Annotated in this window: 14 protein-coding genes; 9 read left to right on the forward strand and 5 right to left on the reverse strand. The window is 53.4% G+C overall.

Features of this window, described 5'->3' with window-relative positions:
- Nucleotides 1-7 precede the first annotated feature (7 nt).
- Nucleotides 8-898, forward strand: a complete 891-nt coding sequence (gene ftsX, locus GOC95_RS04500; protein ID WP_275356047.1) for a permease-like cell division protein FtsX — start codon at nucleotides 8-10, stop codon at nucleotides 896-898.
- An 806-nt stretch (nucleotides 899-1704) separates the two neighbouring features.
- Here ftsX and GOC95_RS04505 read toward each other — a convergent pair.
- A complete protein-coding gene (locus tag GOC95_RS04505) occupies nucleotides 1705-3351 on the reverse strand; it encodes an electron transfer flavoprotein-ubiquinone oxidoreductase (protein WP_275356049.1) in 1647 nt (548 codons plus the stop codon).
- A gap of 13 nt (nucleotides 3352-3364) precedes the next feature.
- Nucleotides 3365-4303: a LysR family transcriptional regulator gene (locus tag GOC95_RS04510; protein ID WP_194748345.1), complete on the reverse strand. Its 939-nt coding sequence runs from the start codon at nucleotides 4301-4303 to the stop codon at nucleotides 3365-3367.
- Nucleotides 4304-4453: 150 nt separating this feature from the next.
- Between GOC95_RS04510 and GOC95_RS04515 the strand changes: the two genes are divergently transcribed.
- Genes GOC95_RS04515 through GOC95_RS04535 form a run of 5 tightly spaced genes read left to right on the forward strand, consistent with a single transcriptional unit; the run spans nucleotide 4454 to nucleotide 7468 of the window.
- On the forward strand, nucleotides 4454-5206 hold the full coding sequence (locus GOC95_RS04515) for an electron transfer flavoprotein subunit beta/FixA family protein (protein WP_275356051.1): 753 nt from the start codon (nucleotides 4454-4456) through the stop codon (nucleotides 5204-5206).
- Nucleotides 5203-6132 (forward strand): FAD-binding protein, encoded by a 930-nt coding sequence (locus GOC95_RS04520; RefSeq protein WP_275356052.1) that lies wholly within the window; start codon nucleotides 5203-5205, stop codon nucleotides 6130-6132. Before GOC95_RS04515 ends, GOC95_RS04520 begins: the two co-directional genes overlap by 4 nt.
- Before the next feature lie 48 nt (nucleotides 6133-6180).
- Nucleotides 6181-6960 (forward strand): ferredoxin--NADP reductase, encoded by a 780-nt coding sequence (locus tag GOC95_RS04525; RefSeq protein ID WP_194748348.1) that lies wholly within the window; start codon nucleotides 6181-6183, stop codon nucleotides 6958-6960.
- Nucleotides 6961-7006: 46 nt separating this feature from the next.
- A complete protein-coding gene (locus tag GOC95_RS04530) occupies nucleotides 7007-7156 on the forward strand; it encodes a hypothetical protein (RefSeq protein WP_275356054.1) in 150 nt (49 codons plus the stop codon).
- 18 nt (nucleotides 7157-7174) lie between these two features.
- Entirely contained in the window at nucleotides 7175-7468 is a 294-nt protein-coding gene (locus GOC95_RS04535; protein WP_275356393.1) for a GNAT family N-acetyltransferase, read from the forward strand.
- Between the two features lie 12 nt (nucleotides 7469-7480).
- On the opposite strand, the gene GOC95_RS04540 is transcribed toward GOC95_RS04535, so the two are convergent.
- Nucleotides 7481-8899, reverse strand: coding sequence for a DHA2 family efflux MFS transporter permease subunit (locus GOC95_RS04540; RefSeq protein WP_275356056.1), 1419 nt, complete (start codon nucleotides 8897-8899; stop codon nucleotides 7481-7483).
- A gap of 265 nt (nucleotides 8900-9164) precedes the next feature.
- Here GOC95_RS04540 and GOC95_RS04545 point away from each other — a divergent pair, with 265 nt between their 5' ends.
- Together GOC95_RS04545 and GOC95_RS04550 are read left to right on the forward strand one after the other, a co-directional pair.
- Nucleotides 9165-9803, forward strand: coding sequence for a hypothetical protein (locus tag GOC95_RS04545; protein WP_275356394.1), 639 nt, complete (start codon nucleotides 9165-9167; stop codon nucleotides 9801-9803).
- A 35-nt stretch (nucleotides 9804-9838) separates the two neighbouring features.
- Nucleotides 9839-10393, forward strand: a complete 555-nt coding sequence (locus GOC95_RS04550) for an outer membrane beta-barrel protein (protein ID WP_275356058.1) — start codon at nucleotides 9839-9841, stop codon at nucleotides 10391-10393.
- A gap of 47 nt (nucleotides 10394-10440) precedes the next feature.
- Here the strand turns inward: GOC95_RS04550 and GOC95_RS04555 are convergent, their stop codons facing one another.
- Both GOC95_RS04555 and GOC95_RS04560 read right to left on the reverse strand, forming a co-directional pair.
- Complete coding sequence (locus tag GOC95_RS04555) at nucleotides 10441-11373, reverse strand: response regulator transcription factor (protein ID WP_275356059.1); 933 nt, start codon at nucleotides 11371-11373, stop codon at nucleotides 10441-10443.
- The gene (locus tag GOC95_RS04560; protein WP_275356061.1) at nucleotides 11370-14837 is read right to left on the reverse strand and encodes an ATP-binding protein; all 3468 of its coding nucleotides are present in this window, start codon (nucleotides 14835-14837) and stop codon (nucleotides 11370-11372) included. Before GOC95_RS04560 ends, GOC95_RS04555 begins: the two co-directional genes overlap by 4 nt.
- Nucleotides 14838-15059: 222 nt before the next feature.
- Here GOC95_RS04560 and GOC95_RS04565 point away from each other — a divergent pair, with 222 nt between their 5' ends.
- Nucleotides 15060-17426 (forward strand): DEAD/DEAH box helicase family protein, encoded by a 2367-nt coding sequence (locus GOC95_RS04565; RefSeq protein WP_275356062.1) that lies wholly within the window; start codon nucleotides 15060-15062, stop codon nucleotides 17424-17426.
- Nucleotides 17427-17432: the final 6 nt, after the last annotated feature.

A 17432-nucleotide genomic window follows, 5' to 3' on the forward strand; every position in this document is an offset into this window, starting at 1 on the left:
CAAGTGCATGAAAAACTGGCTTAACCAACACACGCTGGCCTTAGACCTGGTCTTGCAGCGTTTAAAAAATCACTGGCTCAATACCCTGATTATCTGCATGGTGATTGGCATTACCGTCACCCTGCCCGGCCTGCTATTTGTCGCGCTGGATAACTTGCAGGACATGTCTGGCGCCATCAAGCAGGATGCGCAAATCAGCGTCTTTTTCAAACCGGCGACCTCCAGCAACCTGATTCAACGATTGATCAACGATACACAAGGCCTGCCACAGGTCAAAGAGGTGCGTTATGTCTCCAAAGAAGATGCTATCGAGCAACTGTCCCAGCAGTTTTCGCAAAAAAACTTGCTAGTCGATTTGCCGCAAAACCCGCTGCCAGATGCCGTGTTCATTACCTTGACGGATACACAGCCTGCCACCGTCAAACCGGTACAAACCCTGCTGCAAACCCGGCCAGAAGTCGATGAAATCGTCATTGATAGCGTGTGGATAGAACGCCTGCATTCCATGCTGCAGCTGGGCAAACGCATTGCCATTATTTTTGCCAGTCTGCTCGGCATTGCCATGATTACCGTCATCAGCAACACCGTGCGCATGCAGGTTCTCACGCATGAAGCCGAGATTGAAGTCAGCCGCCTGATCGGCGCCACGCACAGCTTTATCCGGCGCCCGTTTTTGTATATGGGCGGCGCTTATGGTCTGGGCGGAGGCCTGATTGCCGTCGCACTCTTATTTGCCATTGTCTGGAACCTGCGGCAGCCGGTGCAATTGCTGGCTAATAACTATCAAAGCCATTTTCAGTTGGCTTTTCATCTGGTTCATGTGGGTGGGCTGATCTTGCTGTGTACTACTGCAATTGGGTGGATTGCCGCCTTTATTGCGCTGACGCAGAAGAAATAGCACGTTCATTGTGTTGATCACATTACACGCCAACAGGGCCATTTTCTAGAATACTTAAAAACTTCTTTTCTTGGCTCAGAGACCTTTCTGTCGCGATACAAGTTACTCCCGTCCTCGAGTGCTGGCTAGAATCATTCATTTCGCCTTGATGGCGAGTTACTTTCTGGTGCTTGTCCCCCAGAAAGTAACCAAATAGGACGACACCCAGCCATCACGGCCTTCGGCTCCCTTGCGTTGCTCGACAAAATAAGCCGGTCACGAAACTCATCCTAGCAGCTCACACACTACGTGAGCTGCTGCGGGATTCGGACAGTCGCTCCCTCTACTCTTAATTTTGTCTCCGCTACTCAGCGTGATGGGATGGGATTTATCTCGCCAAAGTCACACTGTTGAAGTTTGAACCGTTCAAAAAAATAATTCTTTTATTCAATCCGCCAACAGTGGCAGTCGCATGGTGTTCCGGGGTCCCCATCTGCCGCGCCGAGTAGCGCAGGCAAAATAAGATGAAGCGAGCGGCTGTTCGAATCCCGCGGTGGCCTGCGGTGTGTGCAGGCCGCTAGGATGAGTTTCGCGAGCGCTTATTTTGGTGAGCAACGCAGGAAACAAGCGGAAGCTGGGGTGCACTTTCTTTTGGTTACTTTATCTTTGGGCAAGCAAAGAAAAGTAACTCGCCGAGAGGCGAAAAGGAATGTCACACATATGCATGTCTACTAGCACAATTTGCAATTAGGTCTGATTGCAAGTGTGCAAAGGCATACAGCGCACTACTTTATCCCTACCTGGTGGTAACCAAACGACTTCGCCAATTACTGCGAAACATAATTCGGCCCACTGCCCCCTTCCGGCGGTACCCAATTAATATTCTGCGTTGGGTCTTTAATGTCACAGGTTTTGCAATGGATGCAATTCTGCGCATTAATCTGCAAGGTCTTTTCACCGGCCTGCTCGACAAACTCATACACCCCCGCCGGGCAATAGCGCTGCTCTGGGCCGGCATATTTCGGCAGATTCACACGCACGGCCCTATCTGCCACGCCGAGTTTCAAATGGCACGGTTGCTGGTGATCGTGCGAAATATTGCATAAGCTGACCGAGCTCAGTTTATCAAAGGTCAACACGCCATCCGGTTTGGCATACACAGGCGGACGGCTATTGGCAGCCTCGGCCAAAGTCGCATGGTCTGCGCTGCCATGCTTGAGCGTCCACGGCAAGGTCACGCCCCAACTGGACAGCCACATTTCGGCGCCACCCAATACGGTGCCGCCCCAGGTGCCAAAGCGGGACAAATAAGGCTTGACGTTACGCACCGCAGACAATTCTTGCCAGACCCAGGAGGCGCGCAGTTTTTGCGGATAAGCACTCAACACTTCTGGGCTGCCTTGTGCCATGGCTTCGAACACGGCTTCCGCCGCCAGCATGCCGGACTTCATGGCGTAATGCGTGCCCTTGATTTTAGGCACATTGACCAGGCCTGCACTGCAGCCCAGTAAGGCGCCCCCTGGAAAAGCCATCTCAGGCAATGATTGGATGCCGCCTTCTGAAATGGCACGTGCGCCATAGCTTAAGCGTTTACCGTCTTGCAGCAAGGCTTTGAGCTTGGCATGTGTCTTGTACGTCTGGAAGACATCAAAGGGCGATAAATAGGGGTTACGGTAATCCAGATGCACCACATAGCCCACGGACACCAGGTTTTCGCCATGGTGATAAATAAAGCCACCGCCACCGGTGCTGGCATCCAGTGGCCAGCCCAAGGTATGCTCGATCAGGCCTTTTTGATGCAACTCGGGTTTGACACGCCAAACCTCTTTAAAGCCGATGCCGTATTTGGCAGGGCTGGACGTTGCCCGCAAGCCATAACGGGCTTCAAGCTGCTTGGTCAGTGAGCCACGTGTCCCCTCGGCCACCAGCGTGTATTTGGCGCGGATTTCGATGCCTGGGGTGTAGTTGGCTGTGGGGTTACCTTGCTTATCCAGGCCCATATCGCCGGTAATCACGCCAGTCATGCGGCCTTGATCGTCATAACTGGGGGCTTGTGCAGAGAACCCGGTATAGATTTCTACGCCCAGTGTTTCTGCCTGCGTCGCCAGCCAGCGGCAGACTTCGCCCAGACTGATGATGTAATTGCCATGGTTGCGCATCAAGGGCGGCAGTGACCACTCCGGCATGGCCCAGGCATTTTCTTCACCCAGCACCACAAAGGTATCTTTATCGACGGCGGTATTGAGCGGCGCGCCCAAGGCCTGCCAGTCAGGGAACAACTCCTGCAGGGCTTTCGGGTCCAGCACGGCACCAGAGAAAATATGGCTACCGACTTCGGCGCCTTTTTCCAGGACACACACGCCCAGCTCCTGGCCTTGCGCCTGCGCCAGTTGTTTGAGACGGATGGCTGCGGACAAGCCCGCCGGGCCCGCCCCCACAACCAGCACATCGTACTCCATGACATCTCTTTCCATCTTTGCTCCTTCGTCAGGCAATGGCCGGGATATCGATCAGGTCGCTACGCGTCGCCCCTTGGGTAAACGCCTGGCAGAACGCCAGAAACTGTCGAATGCCACCGGTCTGGTATTTTTGCCTGTGCCATAAAAAATAAAAATTGCGGTGAAATTGCAAGCCGTGGTTCTCAATCGGCACCAGGCTGCCGCGCCTGAATGCATCCTTGAGGGCCAGCCGCGAAATACAGCCAATGCCAAGGCCCGATTCTACCGCGCGCTTGATCGCCTCGGTATGTTCCAGCTCCAGCGTAATATTGAGTTTTGAATAATCCTGTTTAAAGGCGCGGTCAAAGGTCTCGCGCGTGCCTGAGCCCTTCTCGCGCACGATCCAGGGCTGTAGCAGTAAATCCGCTTTGTGGATGGGTTTGCCGCTTTGTGCCCACAATGCCAACGGATGCGTGGGCGCGGCAAAAATGACCAGCTCATCGGCAATCCAGGGCGCCACCGCAATATCGGGATGATTGCACTCGCCTTCTATCATACCCAAATCCAGGGTGTGGTTGGCAATCTGCTCGACGATGGTCCGTGTGTTCTGCACCTGCAACTGGATGTGGCTTTGCGGATACTGCTGCAAGAACTTGGCCACCAGCAAGGTGACCAGATAATTGCCCACGGTCAGCGTCGCGCCAATCTTGAGATGACCGTAGCCCTGCTGCCCCTGCAGCATGCGCTCGATTTCACGCGCGCGGTCCAGCAATTCGACCGCCTTGGGTAACAGCTGCTGGCCCGCTTCATTGATGCGCAAAGACTTGCCGACCCGGTCAAACAACTGGATATCAAACTGTTTTTCCAGCTCGATCAGGGCGGTGCTGGCGGCTGATTGCGACAAGGCCAACTGGTCGCAGGCACGGGAGACGCTGCCAGTGCGGCTAATCGCGACAAAGATTTCCAGTTGCCTGAGGGTGTATTTCATGGAGGGGGCTGCGTGGCCGAGAGTTGCGCCGCGTCAAAATCAATCTACAGAATAGATATATAATATTATAATAATCAATTTAATAAATATTACAAGCTGGCTTAAAATGCCCGGTTACGAGTAAATACCCCCAACAAAGGCAAACGTTTTATGAAAGCATTGATAGCGATCAAACGGGTCGTTGATTATAACATTCAAGTCCGCGTCAAAGCGGACGGTTCGGATGTGGATATCGAGGGCGTCAAAATGGGAGTCAATCCCTTTGATGAAAACGCCATCGAAGAAGCCATCCGCCTCAAAGAAAAAGGCATTGTCACAGAAATCGTCGCCGTCACCATTGGTGCCGCGACGCATCAGGATATCTTGCGCCATGCCCTGGCCATGGGCGTGGACCGTGTGACGCTGGTTGAAACAGCAAACAGCCTGGCCCCGCTGGCCGTCGCCAAGGTGCTCAAAGCCGTGGTCGAGCGTGAACAGCCTGCCTTGATCCTGCTGGGCAAGCAAGCCATTGATGATGATGCCGGCCAGACCGGCCAAATGCTGGCGGCCCTGCTCAACCTGCCACAAGCTACGTATGCCTCGCAGATCACCATTGCCGATCATCAGGCGACCGTGGTGCGCGAGATTGATGGCGGCACGCAAACCTTGTCCGTGAGCCTGCCAGCTGTGATTACTGCTGACCTGCGCCTGAACGAGCCACGCTACGTCAAACTGCCCAACCTCATGATGGCCAGAAAAAAACCCATTGAGACCCTCCCGCTTGATTCGCTCAATCTGTCACTCACCCATAGTGTGCAACAACTGAAGGTCGCCGCCCCACCAGAGCGCCCAGCCGGCGTGATGGTGAAAGACGTGAATGAATTATTGAGCAAACTGCGTACGCACGAGGGACTGCTGCCATGAGAACATTGATTATTGCCGAACACGACGGTCAACATTTAAACGAACAAGTGGCACGCGCCGTGACTGCGGCCCAACACTGGCAGCAACCAGTGGATGTATTGATTGCTGCTGCACAAGCTGACGGCCTGGCAGCACAAGCCGCCGCTTTGCAAGGCGTCAGCACCGTGCTGGTTGCGACCGATGCCGCACTGCAACACCCGACCGCAGAACACCTGGCTGCGCTGGTTGTGCCGTTGGCGGCCAATTACAGCGTGGTGCTGGCTGCGCACAGCGCTTTCAGCAAAAACGTCATGCCACGTATCGCCGCCCTGCTCGATGTCAACATGCTGTCTGACGTGCTCGAGATCGTGAATAGCAACACCTATGTGCGTGGCATTTACGCCGGTAACGTGCTGGCAACGGTACAAAGCAGTGATGCCAAACAAGTACTCACCGTGCGTGGCAGCAAGTTCTCTGCCGCTGCGACTGGCGCCAATGCTGCCATTCAATCGGTGACTGTGCCAGCTGCACCAGAAGGCAGCCGCTGGTTGGCAGAAGCCTTTAACAAATCCGAGCGCCCCCCATTGGCCGCCGCTAAAGTAGTGGTCTCTGGTGGCCGTGCGCTGGGCAGTGCGGATGCATTTAAAGACGTGCTGGCCCCGCTAGCAGATAAACTGCATGCCGCCATTGGTGCCAGCCGTGCCGCGGTCGATTCCGGCTACGCCCCCAACGACCTGCAAGTCGGCCAAACCGGTGTAGTGGTCGCCCCAGAGCTGTACATCGCCGTTGGTATTTCCGGCGCCATCCAGCATGCCTATGGCATGAAAGACAGTAAAGTCGTGGTCGCCATCAATCAGGATCCAGAAGCGCAAATCTTCAAGATTGCCGACTACGGCCTGGTGGCAGATTTGTTTGAAGCCGTGCCGCAATTGACGGCTGCGTTATAATTAAGTGTTTACCAATTAACCTTTTGAATTCAGAAACCTGTTCATCTCATGAGTAAAAAATATTCCACCGAAACGGTGTTGAGCGTGCATCACTGGAATGACACGCTGTTCAGTTTCAAAACCACCCGTGATCCTGGCTTGCGCTTTGAAAACGGCCAGTTTGTGATGATCGGCCTGGAAGTCGATGGCCTGCCATTGACCCGTGCCTACAGTATTGCCAGCCCCAACTACGAAGAGCATCTGGAGTTTTTCAGCATCAAGGTGCCCAATGGCCCGCTGACCTCACGCCTGCAACACCTGAAAGTGGGCGACCCGCTGCTGGTGAGCCGTAAGCCAACCGGCACGCTGATCACCTCAGACCTCAAGCCAGGCAAACACCTGTATTTCTTCTCAACCGGCACGGGTTTAGCGCCGTTCATGAGCCTGATTCAGGACATCGAAGTCTATGACCGCTTTGAAAAAGTCATCCTGATTCACGGCGTACGTTACGTCAATGAACTGGCCTACGAAGACTTCATCACCAAAGAACTGCCGAATAACGAGTTTTTTGGCGAAGAAGTGCGCAATAAACTGATCTACTATCCCACCGTCACACGCGAGCCATTTAAAAACATGGGCCGCCTGACAGACCTGGTGGAAAATGGCAAACTGTTTACCGATATTGGCTTGCCGCCATTGAATCCGGAAACGGACCGCGCCATGATCTGCGGTAGCCCGGCCATGCTGGTCGACACGGCCGCCATGCTGGACAAGCGTGGTTTCAAAGTCTCGCCGCGCATCGGCGAACTGGGTGACTACGTGATTGAAAAAGCCTTTGTTGAAAAATAAGGGTTAAGGCACATTACATGTTCGGCTGTCATGAAAGCACACGCGCATGACAGCCCATGCCACCCTTCAGTTTGAACCTGCAACCCTGGCTGACCTGCCCGCCTTATGCGCGCTGCTCGCGCAACTGTTTGCCCAGGAACACGAATTCTCCCCTGACCACACGGCCCAGCAGCAAGGCTTGAGCCACATTCTGTAACACCCTGACATCGGCCATATTTTAGTAGCACGGCAACAAGGGCAAGTGATTGCGATGGTAAGTCTGCTGTTTACAATTTCGACCGCATTAGGCGGCCGCGTGGCATTGCTTGAAGATATGGTGGTCGATCAGACCTGTCGAGGCTTAGGCATTGGCTCGCAATTGCTGACTTTTGCGATTGCGCACGCGCGCCAGCAGGCGATCCAGCGCTTGACCCTGCTCACCGACCAGGATAATCAGGCTGGCCAGCACCTTTATAGAAAACATGGTTTTCAACCGTCAGGCATGCAAGTCTGGCGACTGATCCTGTAAAGGTTTATGTCGTTAGCGCTTGCGGTCCTGCATGCCCAGCGCCACCATGATCGCCAACACAATCACGGCAGATAGCAGCAGAAAGCCCTGTGCATAGGCCTCGAAAATACCCGGCGGCAGCTGTCCATAAATACGCTCGCGCCACTCCATAAATACCGCCATCATGGCCACCCCCACCACGCCGCCTAACTGGCGTGCATAACTGACCACCACCGAAGACTGGCCCAAATGCTGCGGCTCCATTTCATGCAAGGTCGCCAGGTTTAATGCCGGCAAAATCAGGCCAAGACCGATGCGGCCCACAATGGTCGCCGCAACAATTTCCCAGTAGCGCACCTGATCGGCGGCCACGGCAAATACGATAAAAGATGCGCCGAAAATGACCAGGCCAGCCAGCGTAATGCGCCGTGGAGACAGTTGATCAGCCATCCGGCCAGCGATCGGGATGGTCAACACCAGGGCCATGCCTGAAGGCAACAGCAACACCCCAGCCTCTGTGGCCGAAAAAGCCATGGCATTTTGTAAAAATACCGGGATCAGATAAGTGGAGGCATACAGGCCAAAGCCATAAGCAAAGGCCACCAAGGTGCCGCGGCTAAAGGTGGGCCGCTGGAACAGATGCAATTGTATGATGGCATGCGGTAATTGTCGGGCATGCCGCATATAACAAAGCAGCGACCCTACCGTGAGCAAGGCCTGCCCCCAGGTCCACGGCGCAAACAGCCCACTGTGATGCAAGCTGGAAACAAACTCAATCAAGCCGATGGTCGCCGCCGACAACCAGCCCAGGCCCGCCCAGTCAAACGCATTGACCGGCTGCTGCCTGGGCGCAGGCAACCACCGCCAGGCACACAGCAGGGCGATCAGCGCAAACGGCACGCCAAGCAGAAAAATCGCCTGCCAGCCAAACTGATCCAGCAACCAGCCACTGATGGAGGGCGCGATGGCAGGCGTAAACGCAATGCCGACAATCAGGATCCCCGACGCGCGTCCCTGAATGTCTGGCGGAAACAGACGCATGAGCGCCATCACCCCCAGCGGTTGCAGCACGCCTGCAGCCAGGCCTTGCAGCAGCCTTGCAATCACTACCTGCACAAAGCTGTGCGCATAAAAGCCCGCTACGCTGGCCGCCACCAACAGCCACAGCGTCCACATAAACACGCGCCGCAAGCCAAAGCGCTGCAACCACCAGGCGGCAGGCAACATGCCTATGGTCATCGCCGCCAAAAATGCCGTCATGGCCCACTGCACATGATCCTGCCCCAAATGAAACGTGCGCGTCAACGCTGGCACCGCCACGTTAAAGCTGGACGTACATAACACCCCCGCCATCGTGCCGACGCCAATGATCAATAACACCATCCATTTGTAGCGCTCCCCATACCGCTGGGACAAGACTTCAAAAGAATGTGGCAACAGGCGCAGGGACATGAGGTGGATGGCTTGAGTGGGCTAACAAGAAAGAGGACCTTAGCATGCATTTTTTGCAGTGTCACCCTGTCCGACCCTGCAAAAAAAGCAGAGTTCGCGCACCCTAGCTTACAGCCAGCTTTCAAGCGAGCGAGGACAAAACAGCAACTGTTTGATTTTTATACCTATTCAATCAGCGGCGCAGACTGGCATCGTTTTTGCAAAAATGGGATGACTCAACTGCATTTAATTCAATAATTTACGAGGAGTGATTGTGAAACGCTGGATGATCTATACCTGCCTGGCAATGCTGACCAGTGCTGCTTTTGCCGATGAAATGTTAGACAACGAACTGGCCACGCTGCAGCATGCCTGGGCCAAAGCGACCTATCAAACTAGCAAAGACCAGCAAGAACCCGCCTTCAAAGTCCTGACCGAGCAAGCCCATCAACTCACGACCCAGCATCCTGACGCCAATGAAGCCATGATCTGGGAGGCGATCGTGTTAAGCGGTTACGCGAAGAGCATGGGGCCACTGCATCCGGTGAATGCCTTGAAAGCGGCTGAACAAGCCCGCGACCTGTTGCTGGCCAGCATCAAAACCAACCCGCAAGCGCTGCATGGCTCCGCATATACCACACTGGGCTCACTCTACTTCCGCGTCCCTGGCTGGCCGATTGGCTTTGGCGACAAGAAAAAAGGCCGCGAGTACCTCGAAAAAGCCTTGCAACTGAATCCGACTGGCATAGACAGCAACTATTTCTATGCAGACTTTTTGCGTGCCCAGGGCGACTATAGCCAGGCCGTGACCTACTACCAGAAAGCGCTGCAAGCCCCTGCCCGCCCCGGCCGTGAAGACGCCGATGCTGGCCGCAAGCAGGAGATTGAAGAAGGCCTGCGCCTGGCACAAAGCAAACTGAAATAACCGAATTTGAAATAACGTCACTTGGAGAAGCACTGATGCGTCAATCTGTTTTCAATCTGTTGGTCAGCAGCCTATTGCTGACAGCCCCTCTGCTTGGGCATGCCGAAGGCTTTTATGGCGGCTTTAATGTCGGTGTAGCCAACAACAACCTCAGCACGCCAAATGGCGTGGACAAGGAGAACCAGGCGATTGCTGGCGTCGTCGGCGGCTATAGATTCAACCCCTATTTTGCCGTCGAAGGCCAATATACCGGGATAGGCAAGGTGACGGATAACGTCAGTGGCAGTGCCAAGGCCGATGCCCTCAGCCTAACGGCTGTGGGCAGCATACCCCTCAATGAATCCTTTGATTTTTACGGCAAACTCGGTGTCGCCGCCACCAAAAGCAAAATCTCCTCTGGCTTGAGTGCCTATAACGATGCCACACACACAGGAGCAACTTATGGCTTAGGTGCGGAATATCACTACGACAAAACCTTGTCCATGCGCGTAGGCTGGGATCACTACCGAGCAGAAGTGGATGTCACTGGTGGGGGCAGTAAAGGCTTTGATACCAACGTCGGTACGGTGGGTCTTATCTACAACTTCTGACATTGAGCCGGCATGCGGCTGGCAACGATGACTCGCCTGCCAGCCCGCTAAAACTTGATTTTTGAGGCGACCAGTGAAGCAGCTGCAGTTCTGGTTTCAACCCCCAGCTTCTGAAACACATGCTCAAGATGCTTGTTGATCGTGCGCGGGCTGGTGCCTAAAATTTCGCCCACATCCTTGTTGGTCTTGCCTTTTACCGTCCAGTACAACACCTCGGATTCGCGTTTGGTGAGCTGGAACAACTTGCCCAAGGACTCGATCTGCGCCTCGTCAGAATACTCGCGCAACACCACCACCCATTGCTCTTCGCTGGTATTGGCCACAGTCAGACTCAGGCGGGCGTTGCCCTGATTCACATTCAGCGTCTGCATGGACTGGCCTTCGGATAACTGTTGCACACAGTTTTCCAGCCATTGGTAAATCATGGGCGGCAAGGTTTGCACGGCATGATAAGCTTCTTTGGCGGCCCATTCTGCAAAGTATTGCTCCAGGTATTGCTTGGCCAGCGGGGTTTGCCATATCAGGCGCTTGTCGCCGGGCAAGATGGCAATGGTCGCCTGACCAAAGGCATCCAGCGCCGAGGTGGCCTGATGCATTCTGGTGGCATTTTGCACATGCGCCTTGAGACGGGCCAACACTTCTGCCGGCCTGACCGGCTTGGTGACATAATCCACGCCACCGGCATCAAACGCCATGGTCACGTGTTCCACTTCGGTCAAGCCGGTCATAAAGATGACCGGGATATGCTGGGTTTCTGCCGCAGCTTTAATCCGCCTGCAGGTGGCAAAGCCGTCCATCCCGGGCATCATCGCATCCATGAAAATCACTTGCGGCTGCATCAGGTGCGCGATTTGCAAGGCCATCTCGCCAGAGTTGGCCACCAGCACCTGATAACCGGACTCATCCAGCGCGTCGTGCAGATAGGCCAGGTTTTCTGGCACATCATCCACAATTAACACGGTATGGCTGGGACTGGTCATTTGGCATACTCCTCAATCAAGCGCAGCAGTTTAGCAAAATCAAAGCGTTCCATGGCCTGTTGCAGTGCGTAAATAAATGTTTGATGTTGCGGATGCTCGCGGCTCAGTGTGGCCAGCACCTCGCGCACGCCTTTGACATAGCCCATGCGGGCAAACTGCACCAGGTTATCCAGTAATACCTGCGGAATCGCTTCCGCAGGCGTGGCCGCAGCCTCAGCACTCGCTTGCGGCGCCAGCACAGGGGCGGCTAACGCTGGTGCCGGGCCCTGGCTAGCTTCATAGCGCCAGGTCAGGTTTAACTGATGGCCTATCCAGTCCAGCACCTCTTCGAGGTTCACCGGCTTCACAAAAAAGTCGCGCGCCGGAATCTTGGCCTGATTATCCAGGTTACGGTCATAGGCATTGGCAGACACAATTGCAATCGGCAGCTGTGCGTGATGCACCTGGCGGATGATGTAGGCAGCCTCCCAGCCATCCATGACCGGCATCGCCAAGTCCATTAAAATCGCATCCGCCTTAAGCATCTGGTATTGATTGACGCAGGCCTGGCCATTGGCAGCTTCATGCACAATAAAGCCCAGCGGCTGCAAGGTGTTGCGCAACAACTCGCGGTCCACCTCTTCGTTATCCACCACCAGGATGGTTTTCACCGGCCCTTCATAGCCCAGGCGCTGGCGCACCGTTTTCTTGGGGAGATGCGCAGTTTCACGGATCTGCGGCAAGAACAACCGGATTTCAAAGCGCGTGCCGTGGCCAAGCACGCTCTCAAACTGCATTTCGCCGCCCATCAACTGCGTCAACAACTTGCTAATGGTCAGGCCCAGGCCGGTGCCGCCAATGCCAACCACATCGGCCGCGCTACCGCGCTCAAACGGCTCAAAGATTTTTTCCACCTCATTGGGGGCGATACCCGGCCCGGTGTCGGCAATATCAATTTGCGCAATCTCACGCGCATAACTCACCTTGAATGTCACACTGCCCTTGCTGGTAAACTTAACCGCGTTCCCGACAATATTGACCAGAATCTGCATCAGGCGCTTATGGTCTGCCCGCACGTACTCGGGCAGGTTGCCTTGCTTTTCAAAAATAAATGCCAGGCCTTTGTTTTGTGCCTGAATCTCAAACATGCTGACAATCTGGTCGATAAACTCGGGGAAATGCAGTGGTTTGACATCAAAGGTCATTTTGCCGCTTTCAATGCGCGCAATGTCAAGCGTACTTTCGATCAATGACAGCAAATGCTCGCCGCCGCGGCTGATGGTTTTAATCGCCTGCTTGCGGTGCTCGGGGATGCTGGCATCGTTAGTGAGCAACTGTGCATAGCCCAGAATACTGTTGAGCGGCGTGCGCAACTCATGACTGATACCGGTAATGTAGCGGCTCTTGGCCTGGTTGGCTTCTTCCGCCAGTCGGCGCGCCTTTTGTAACTGGGCATCGGTTTTTTTGTGCGACTCGATTTCTTCAAGCAACAAGCCGGTTTGCCGGTTGGACTCTTCCTGTGCCACCCGGCGGCTGGCCGAGGTCAGCACCAGCCACCAGGCGACAATGCCGCCCAAAAACAGCAAGGCGACAAAAATCTTCAAATAGCCCAACCTGAAGTGACGCATCAGCTCGGGATATTCGCGGCCAATGGTCAAGGCATCATGCAGGTAAATCAGGCCTATGGTGGCACCAAACAGCACCACCGCAATCACCATCAACAACAGAAAATGCGCCACGCCGCCATTCAGGTGTGGCCACAAGCGCTGCGGCAAAAAGCGTTTGTTTAACGCCTCCCACTGCGCACTGAGCCGCGCTTGCGGCTTGCACGCGTCATGGCAGCGCGCATCGAGGCAGCAGCATAACGAGCAAATGGCCCCGCCATACGCCGGACAATGCGCCATGTCATTCATTTCATATTCACGCTCGCAAATCACGCAGCGCTGGGTCTTGGTTGGCTGCAAATACTTGGGCCGCGGTCTGGCCAGGTAATACTTGCCCTGGGTCCACCAGGCAATCAGCGGTGACATCACCAGCGCAGTGATCAACGAAATAAACGTAGAGAATGACTGCGCCACCACGCCCATCGCCCCGGTATACGCCGCAATCGACACCGCCGAGGCAATAAACATGGCGCCCACACCCACCGGGTTAATGTCATACAAATAAGCGCGTCTGAACTCGATGCCCTTGGGGCTCAACCCCAGCGGTTTATTGATCACCAGATCCGCCACCACCGCCGCAATCCAGGCAATCGCCACATTGGCATACAGGCCTAAAATCTCTTCCAGCGCCTGGAACACATTGAGCTCCATCAGCACAATGGCAATCATCACGTTAAACGCCACCCAGACAATGCGGCCAGGGTGGCTATGCGTCAGCCGGGCAAAAAAGTTAGACCACGCCAGCGATCCGGCATAGGCATTGGTCATATTCACCTTGAGCTGCGACACACAGACAAATAGCGCAGTCACCGCCAGCGCCACATGGTGGTTGCTAAACACATGCTCAAAGCCTATCCAGTACATATGCGTCGGATTCACCGCCGAACTTAAAGGCATATCGCGGTTAAACACCAGATAAGCCAGCAAGGCCCCCGCCAGCATTTTGAGCATGCCCAGCACCACCCAGCCCGGCCCAGCCATCAGCACGCCCAAATTCCAGCGCCAGTAGTTTTCTTTATTGCGCATCGGCATAAAGCGCAAAAAGTCCACCTGCTCGCCAATCTGCGGGATCAACGCCACGCCCACCGCCGTCGCCGCACCAAACATCACCCAGTTAAAATGCCCGCCCTCAGGCGAGATCCCGGCAAAATGACTGAGCCGGTCAATCACACCCGGATCCATCTTGAAAATCGCAAAAAATGGCAGCAGCATCAGCGCAATCCACAGCGGCTGCGTGATCATCTGAATGCGGCTGATCAGCGTCACCCCATGCGTCACCAACGGAATCACAATCAACGCACTGACCAGATAGCCCAGATAAAGCGGCAAATGAAAATACAATTCGAGCGCATAGCCCATAATCGCCGCTTCCAGCGAAAACAGGATAAAGGTGAACGAGGCATAAATAAACGACGAGATCGTCGAGCCAATATAGCCAAAGCCCGCGCCGCGCGTGAGCAGGTCCATATCCAGACCATACTTGGCGGCGTAATAACTGATCGGCAACCCGGTTAAAAAGATAATCAGCCCCACCGCCATAATCGCCCACAAGGCGTTCTGAAAACCGTAGTTGATGGTAATGGTGCCGCCAATCGCCTCCAGCACCAAAAACGAAATCGCCCCCAGCGCCGTATTAGAGACACGCAGAATAGACCACTTACGAAACGCCCGCGGCGTATAGCGCAAGGCATAATCCTCAATGGTTTCATTCGCGACCCAACTGTTATAGTCGCGACGAATTTTCACGATCCGCTGAATCGGCTCAGCGCGTGTAGCGGTCTCTGGTTCGGTGGTAAATCCGGTCACGGACGGGTTAGACAATCAACAATCCTTAGTATCAATAGCCAAGCGGGGAACAAGGCCAGCTTTCCCCGAGCATATACTAGGAGAGTTCGCTCATGCAATCACTACGTTAATTGACGTAGGAATCAAAATGCAAACCCACAGATGCCTGCGTCACCATCCATTAAAACTGCCCTGTCGCTTTACACTAAGGCATGAAACCCCATGCATTAGCCCTCAATCACCTTTAATTTTGCTAAGATGCAAAAAAAATCAAGCAAGGGGGATAAGGTGAGTCAAAAGCTGTCTGAGCGCGACATTTGTACCAAATTCATCACCCCTGCTATTCAACAAGCCGGCTGGGATATTCAAACCCAAGTCCGCGAAGAAGTCAGTTTTACCAATGGTCGCATCATTGTGCGCGGGAAATTGCACAGCCGAGGTGAGCGCAAGCGTGCGGATTACATCCTCTACTACAAAAGCAATATTCCTATTGCTATCATCGAAGCCAAGGATAACAGCCACACTATAGGCGCTGGCATGCAGCAAGCGCTCAACTATGCCGAGATACTAGACATTCCATTTGCTTTTAGCAGCAATGGCGAAGGTTTTTTGATGCATGATAGAACAGGCCATACTGAAACCATTGAACAATCACTGTCACCAGATAACTTCCCATCCCCGCAGAATCTTTGGCAGCGTTATTGCCAATGGAAAGGTATCGAGAGTGAGCAGGCAAAATCCACCATCGAAATGCCTTACTACGATGATGGAAGTGGTCGCACACCTCGCTACTATCAAGCCAACGCTATTAACAACACCATTGCTGCCGTAGCCAGAGGTCAACAGCGCGTGTTGCTTGTCATGGCAACCGGCACTGGTAAAACTTATACAGCCTTTCAGATCATTTGGCGTTTATGGAAATCCGGTGCAAAGAAACGCATTCTCTTTTTGGCTGATCGCAATATTCTGGTGGATCAAACCAAAAATAATGACTTCAAACCTTTTGGTCCAGCCATGACCAAAATCAGTAAGCGCCAAATTGATAAAGCCTATGAGATTTACCTTTCACTCTATCAAGCGGTTACGGGTAACGAAGAAGACAAAAACATCTACAAGCAATTCAGCCCTGACTTTTTTGATTTAATTGTCGTGGATGAATGCCATCGTGGTAGTGCCGCTGAGGATTCCGCCTGGCGTGAAGTACTCGAGTATTTTGGCAATGCCACCCATGTTGGCCTGACAGCCACCCCTAAAGAAACCAAAGATATTTCCAGCATCACCTATTTTGGCGAGCCCGTTTACAGCTACACACTTAAGCAGGGCATAGAAGATGGTTTTCTGGCGCCTTACAAAGTTGTGCGTATAGACATTGATAAAGATATACAGGGTTGGCGCCCTACAGCAGGGCAGGTAGACAAAAAAGGCCAAGTGATTGAAGACCGCATCTATAATCAGTCAGATATGGACAAAACGCTGGTGCTGGAAAAGCGGACACAACTGGTTGCACAAAAAATCACAGAGTTTCTGCGTGAAACAGACCCTTACGCCAAAACCATCGTATTCTGTGATGACATAGACCATGCCGAACGGATGCGTCAGGCCCTGGTCAATTTAAACCCTGAGCGTATCAAAGAAAACCGTAAATACGTGATGCGCATCACAGGTGACGAAAACGAAGGTAAAGCCGAGCTGGATAACTTTATCAATCCAGAAGAGCGTTACCCCGTCATCGCAACCACCTCCAAACTAATGACCACAGGCGTAGATGCACAAACCTGCAAATTAGTGGTGTTAGACCAGCACATCAAATCCATGACCGAGTTCAAGCAGATTATTGGCCGTGGCACTCGTATTAATGAGGATTACGGTAAATATTGGTTTACCATCATGGACTTTAAAAAAGCCACCGAGCTATTTGCAGATAAAGACTTTGATGGCGAGCCGGTCGTGATATTTGAGCCTGATGGCGGCCAATCACCTGTGCCGCCTGATGACATTGAAGACCCAACATCACCGCCTGGAGAAAAGCCAGACGTGACGATAGACGGTGAGGAAGAAAAAACTGGCAGGGTTAAATACGTGGTGGGCGATGTTGCCGTGCATGTCGTCGCTCAGCGTGTGCAATATTACGGCCCTGAAGGTAAATTAATCACTGAGTCGATACGTGATTACACGCGCAACAAGGTGCAAAAAGATTACCAAAGCTTGGACGACTTTTTAAAAACTTGGACCAGCGCCGAGCGCAAAGCTGCCCTGATACAAGAGTTTGAATCTCACGGTATTTTGCTAGATGCATTGGCTGAAGAAGTCGGCAAAGACTTTGATCCATTTGATCTGGTTTGCCATGTAGCCTTTGACCAACCACCACTCACCCGCAAAGAGCGTGCCGAGCAGGTGAAAAAACGCAATTACTTTGCTAAATATGGCCTGCAAGCCAAGCAAGTACTAGAAGCACTGCTGGATAAATACGCTGATACTGGCGTCGAGAACATTGAGGATATTAAAATCCTCAGCATAGACCCATTTAAAAGCATGGGAAGCGAGCTTGAACTTATCAAAGCTTTTGGTGGCAAACCTGCTTATTTACAAGCAATAAAAGAGTTAGAGCAACAACTGTACGCATAAGAAAAA

Origin of the sequence: Methylophilus sp. YYY-1, assembly GCF_029132825.1 — a bacterium.
In the GTDB taxonomy this organism is placed as follows: Bacteria; Pseudomonadota; Gammaproteobacteria; order Burkholderiales; family Methylophilaceae; genus Methylophilus; species Methylophilus glucosoxydans.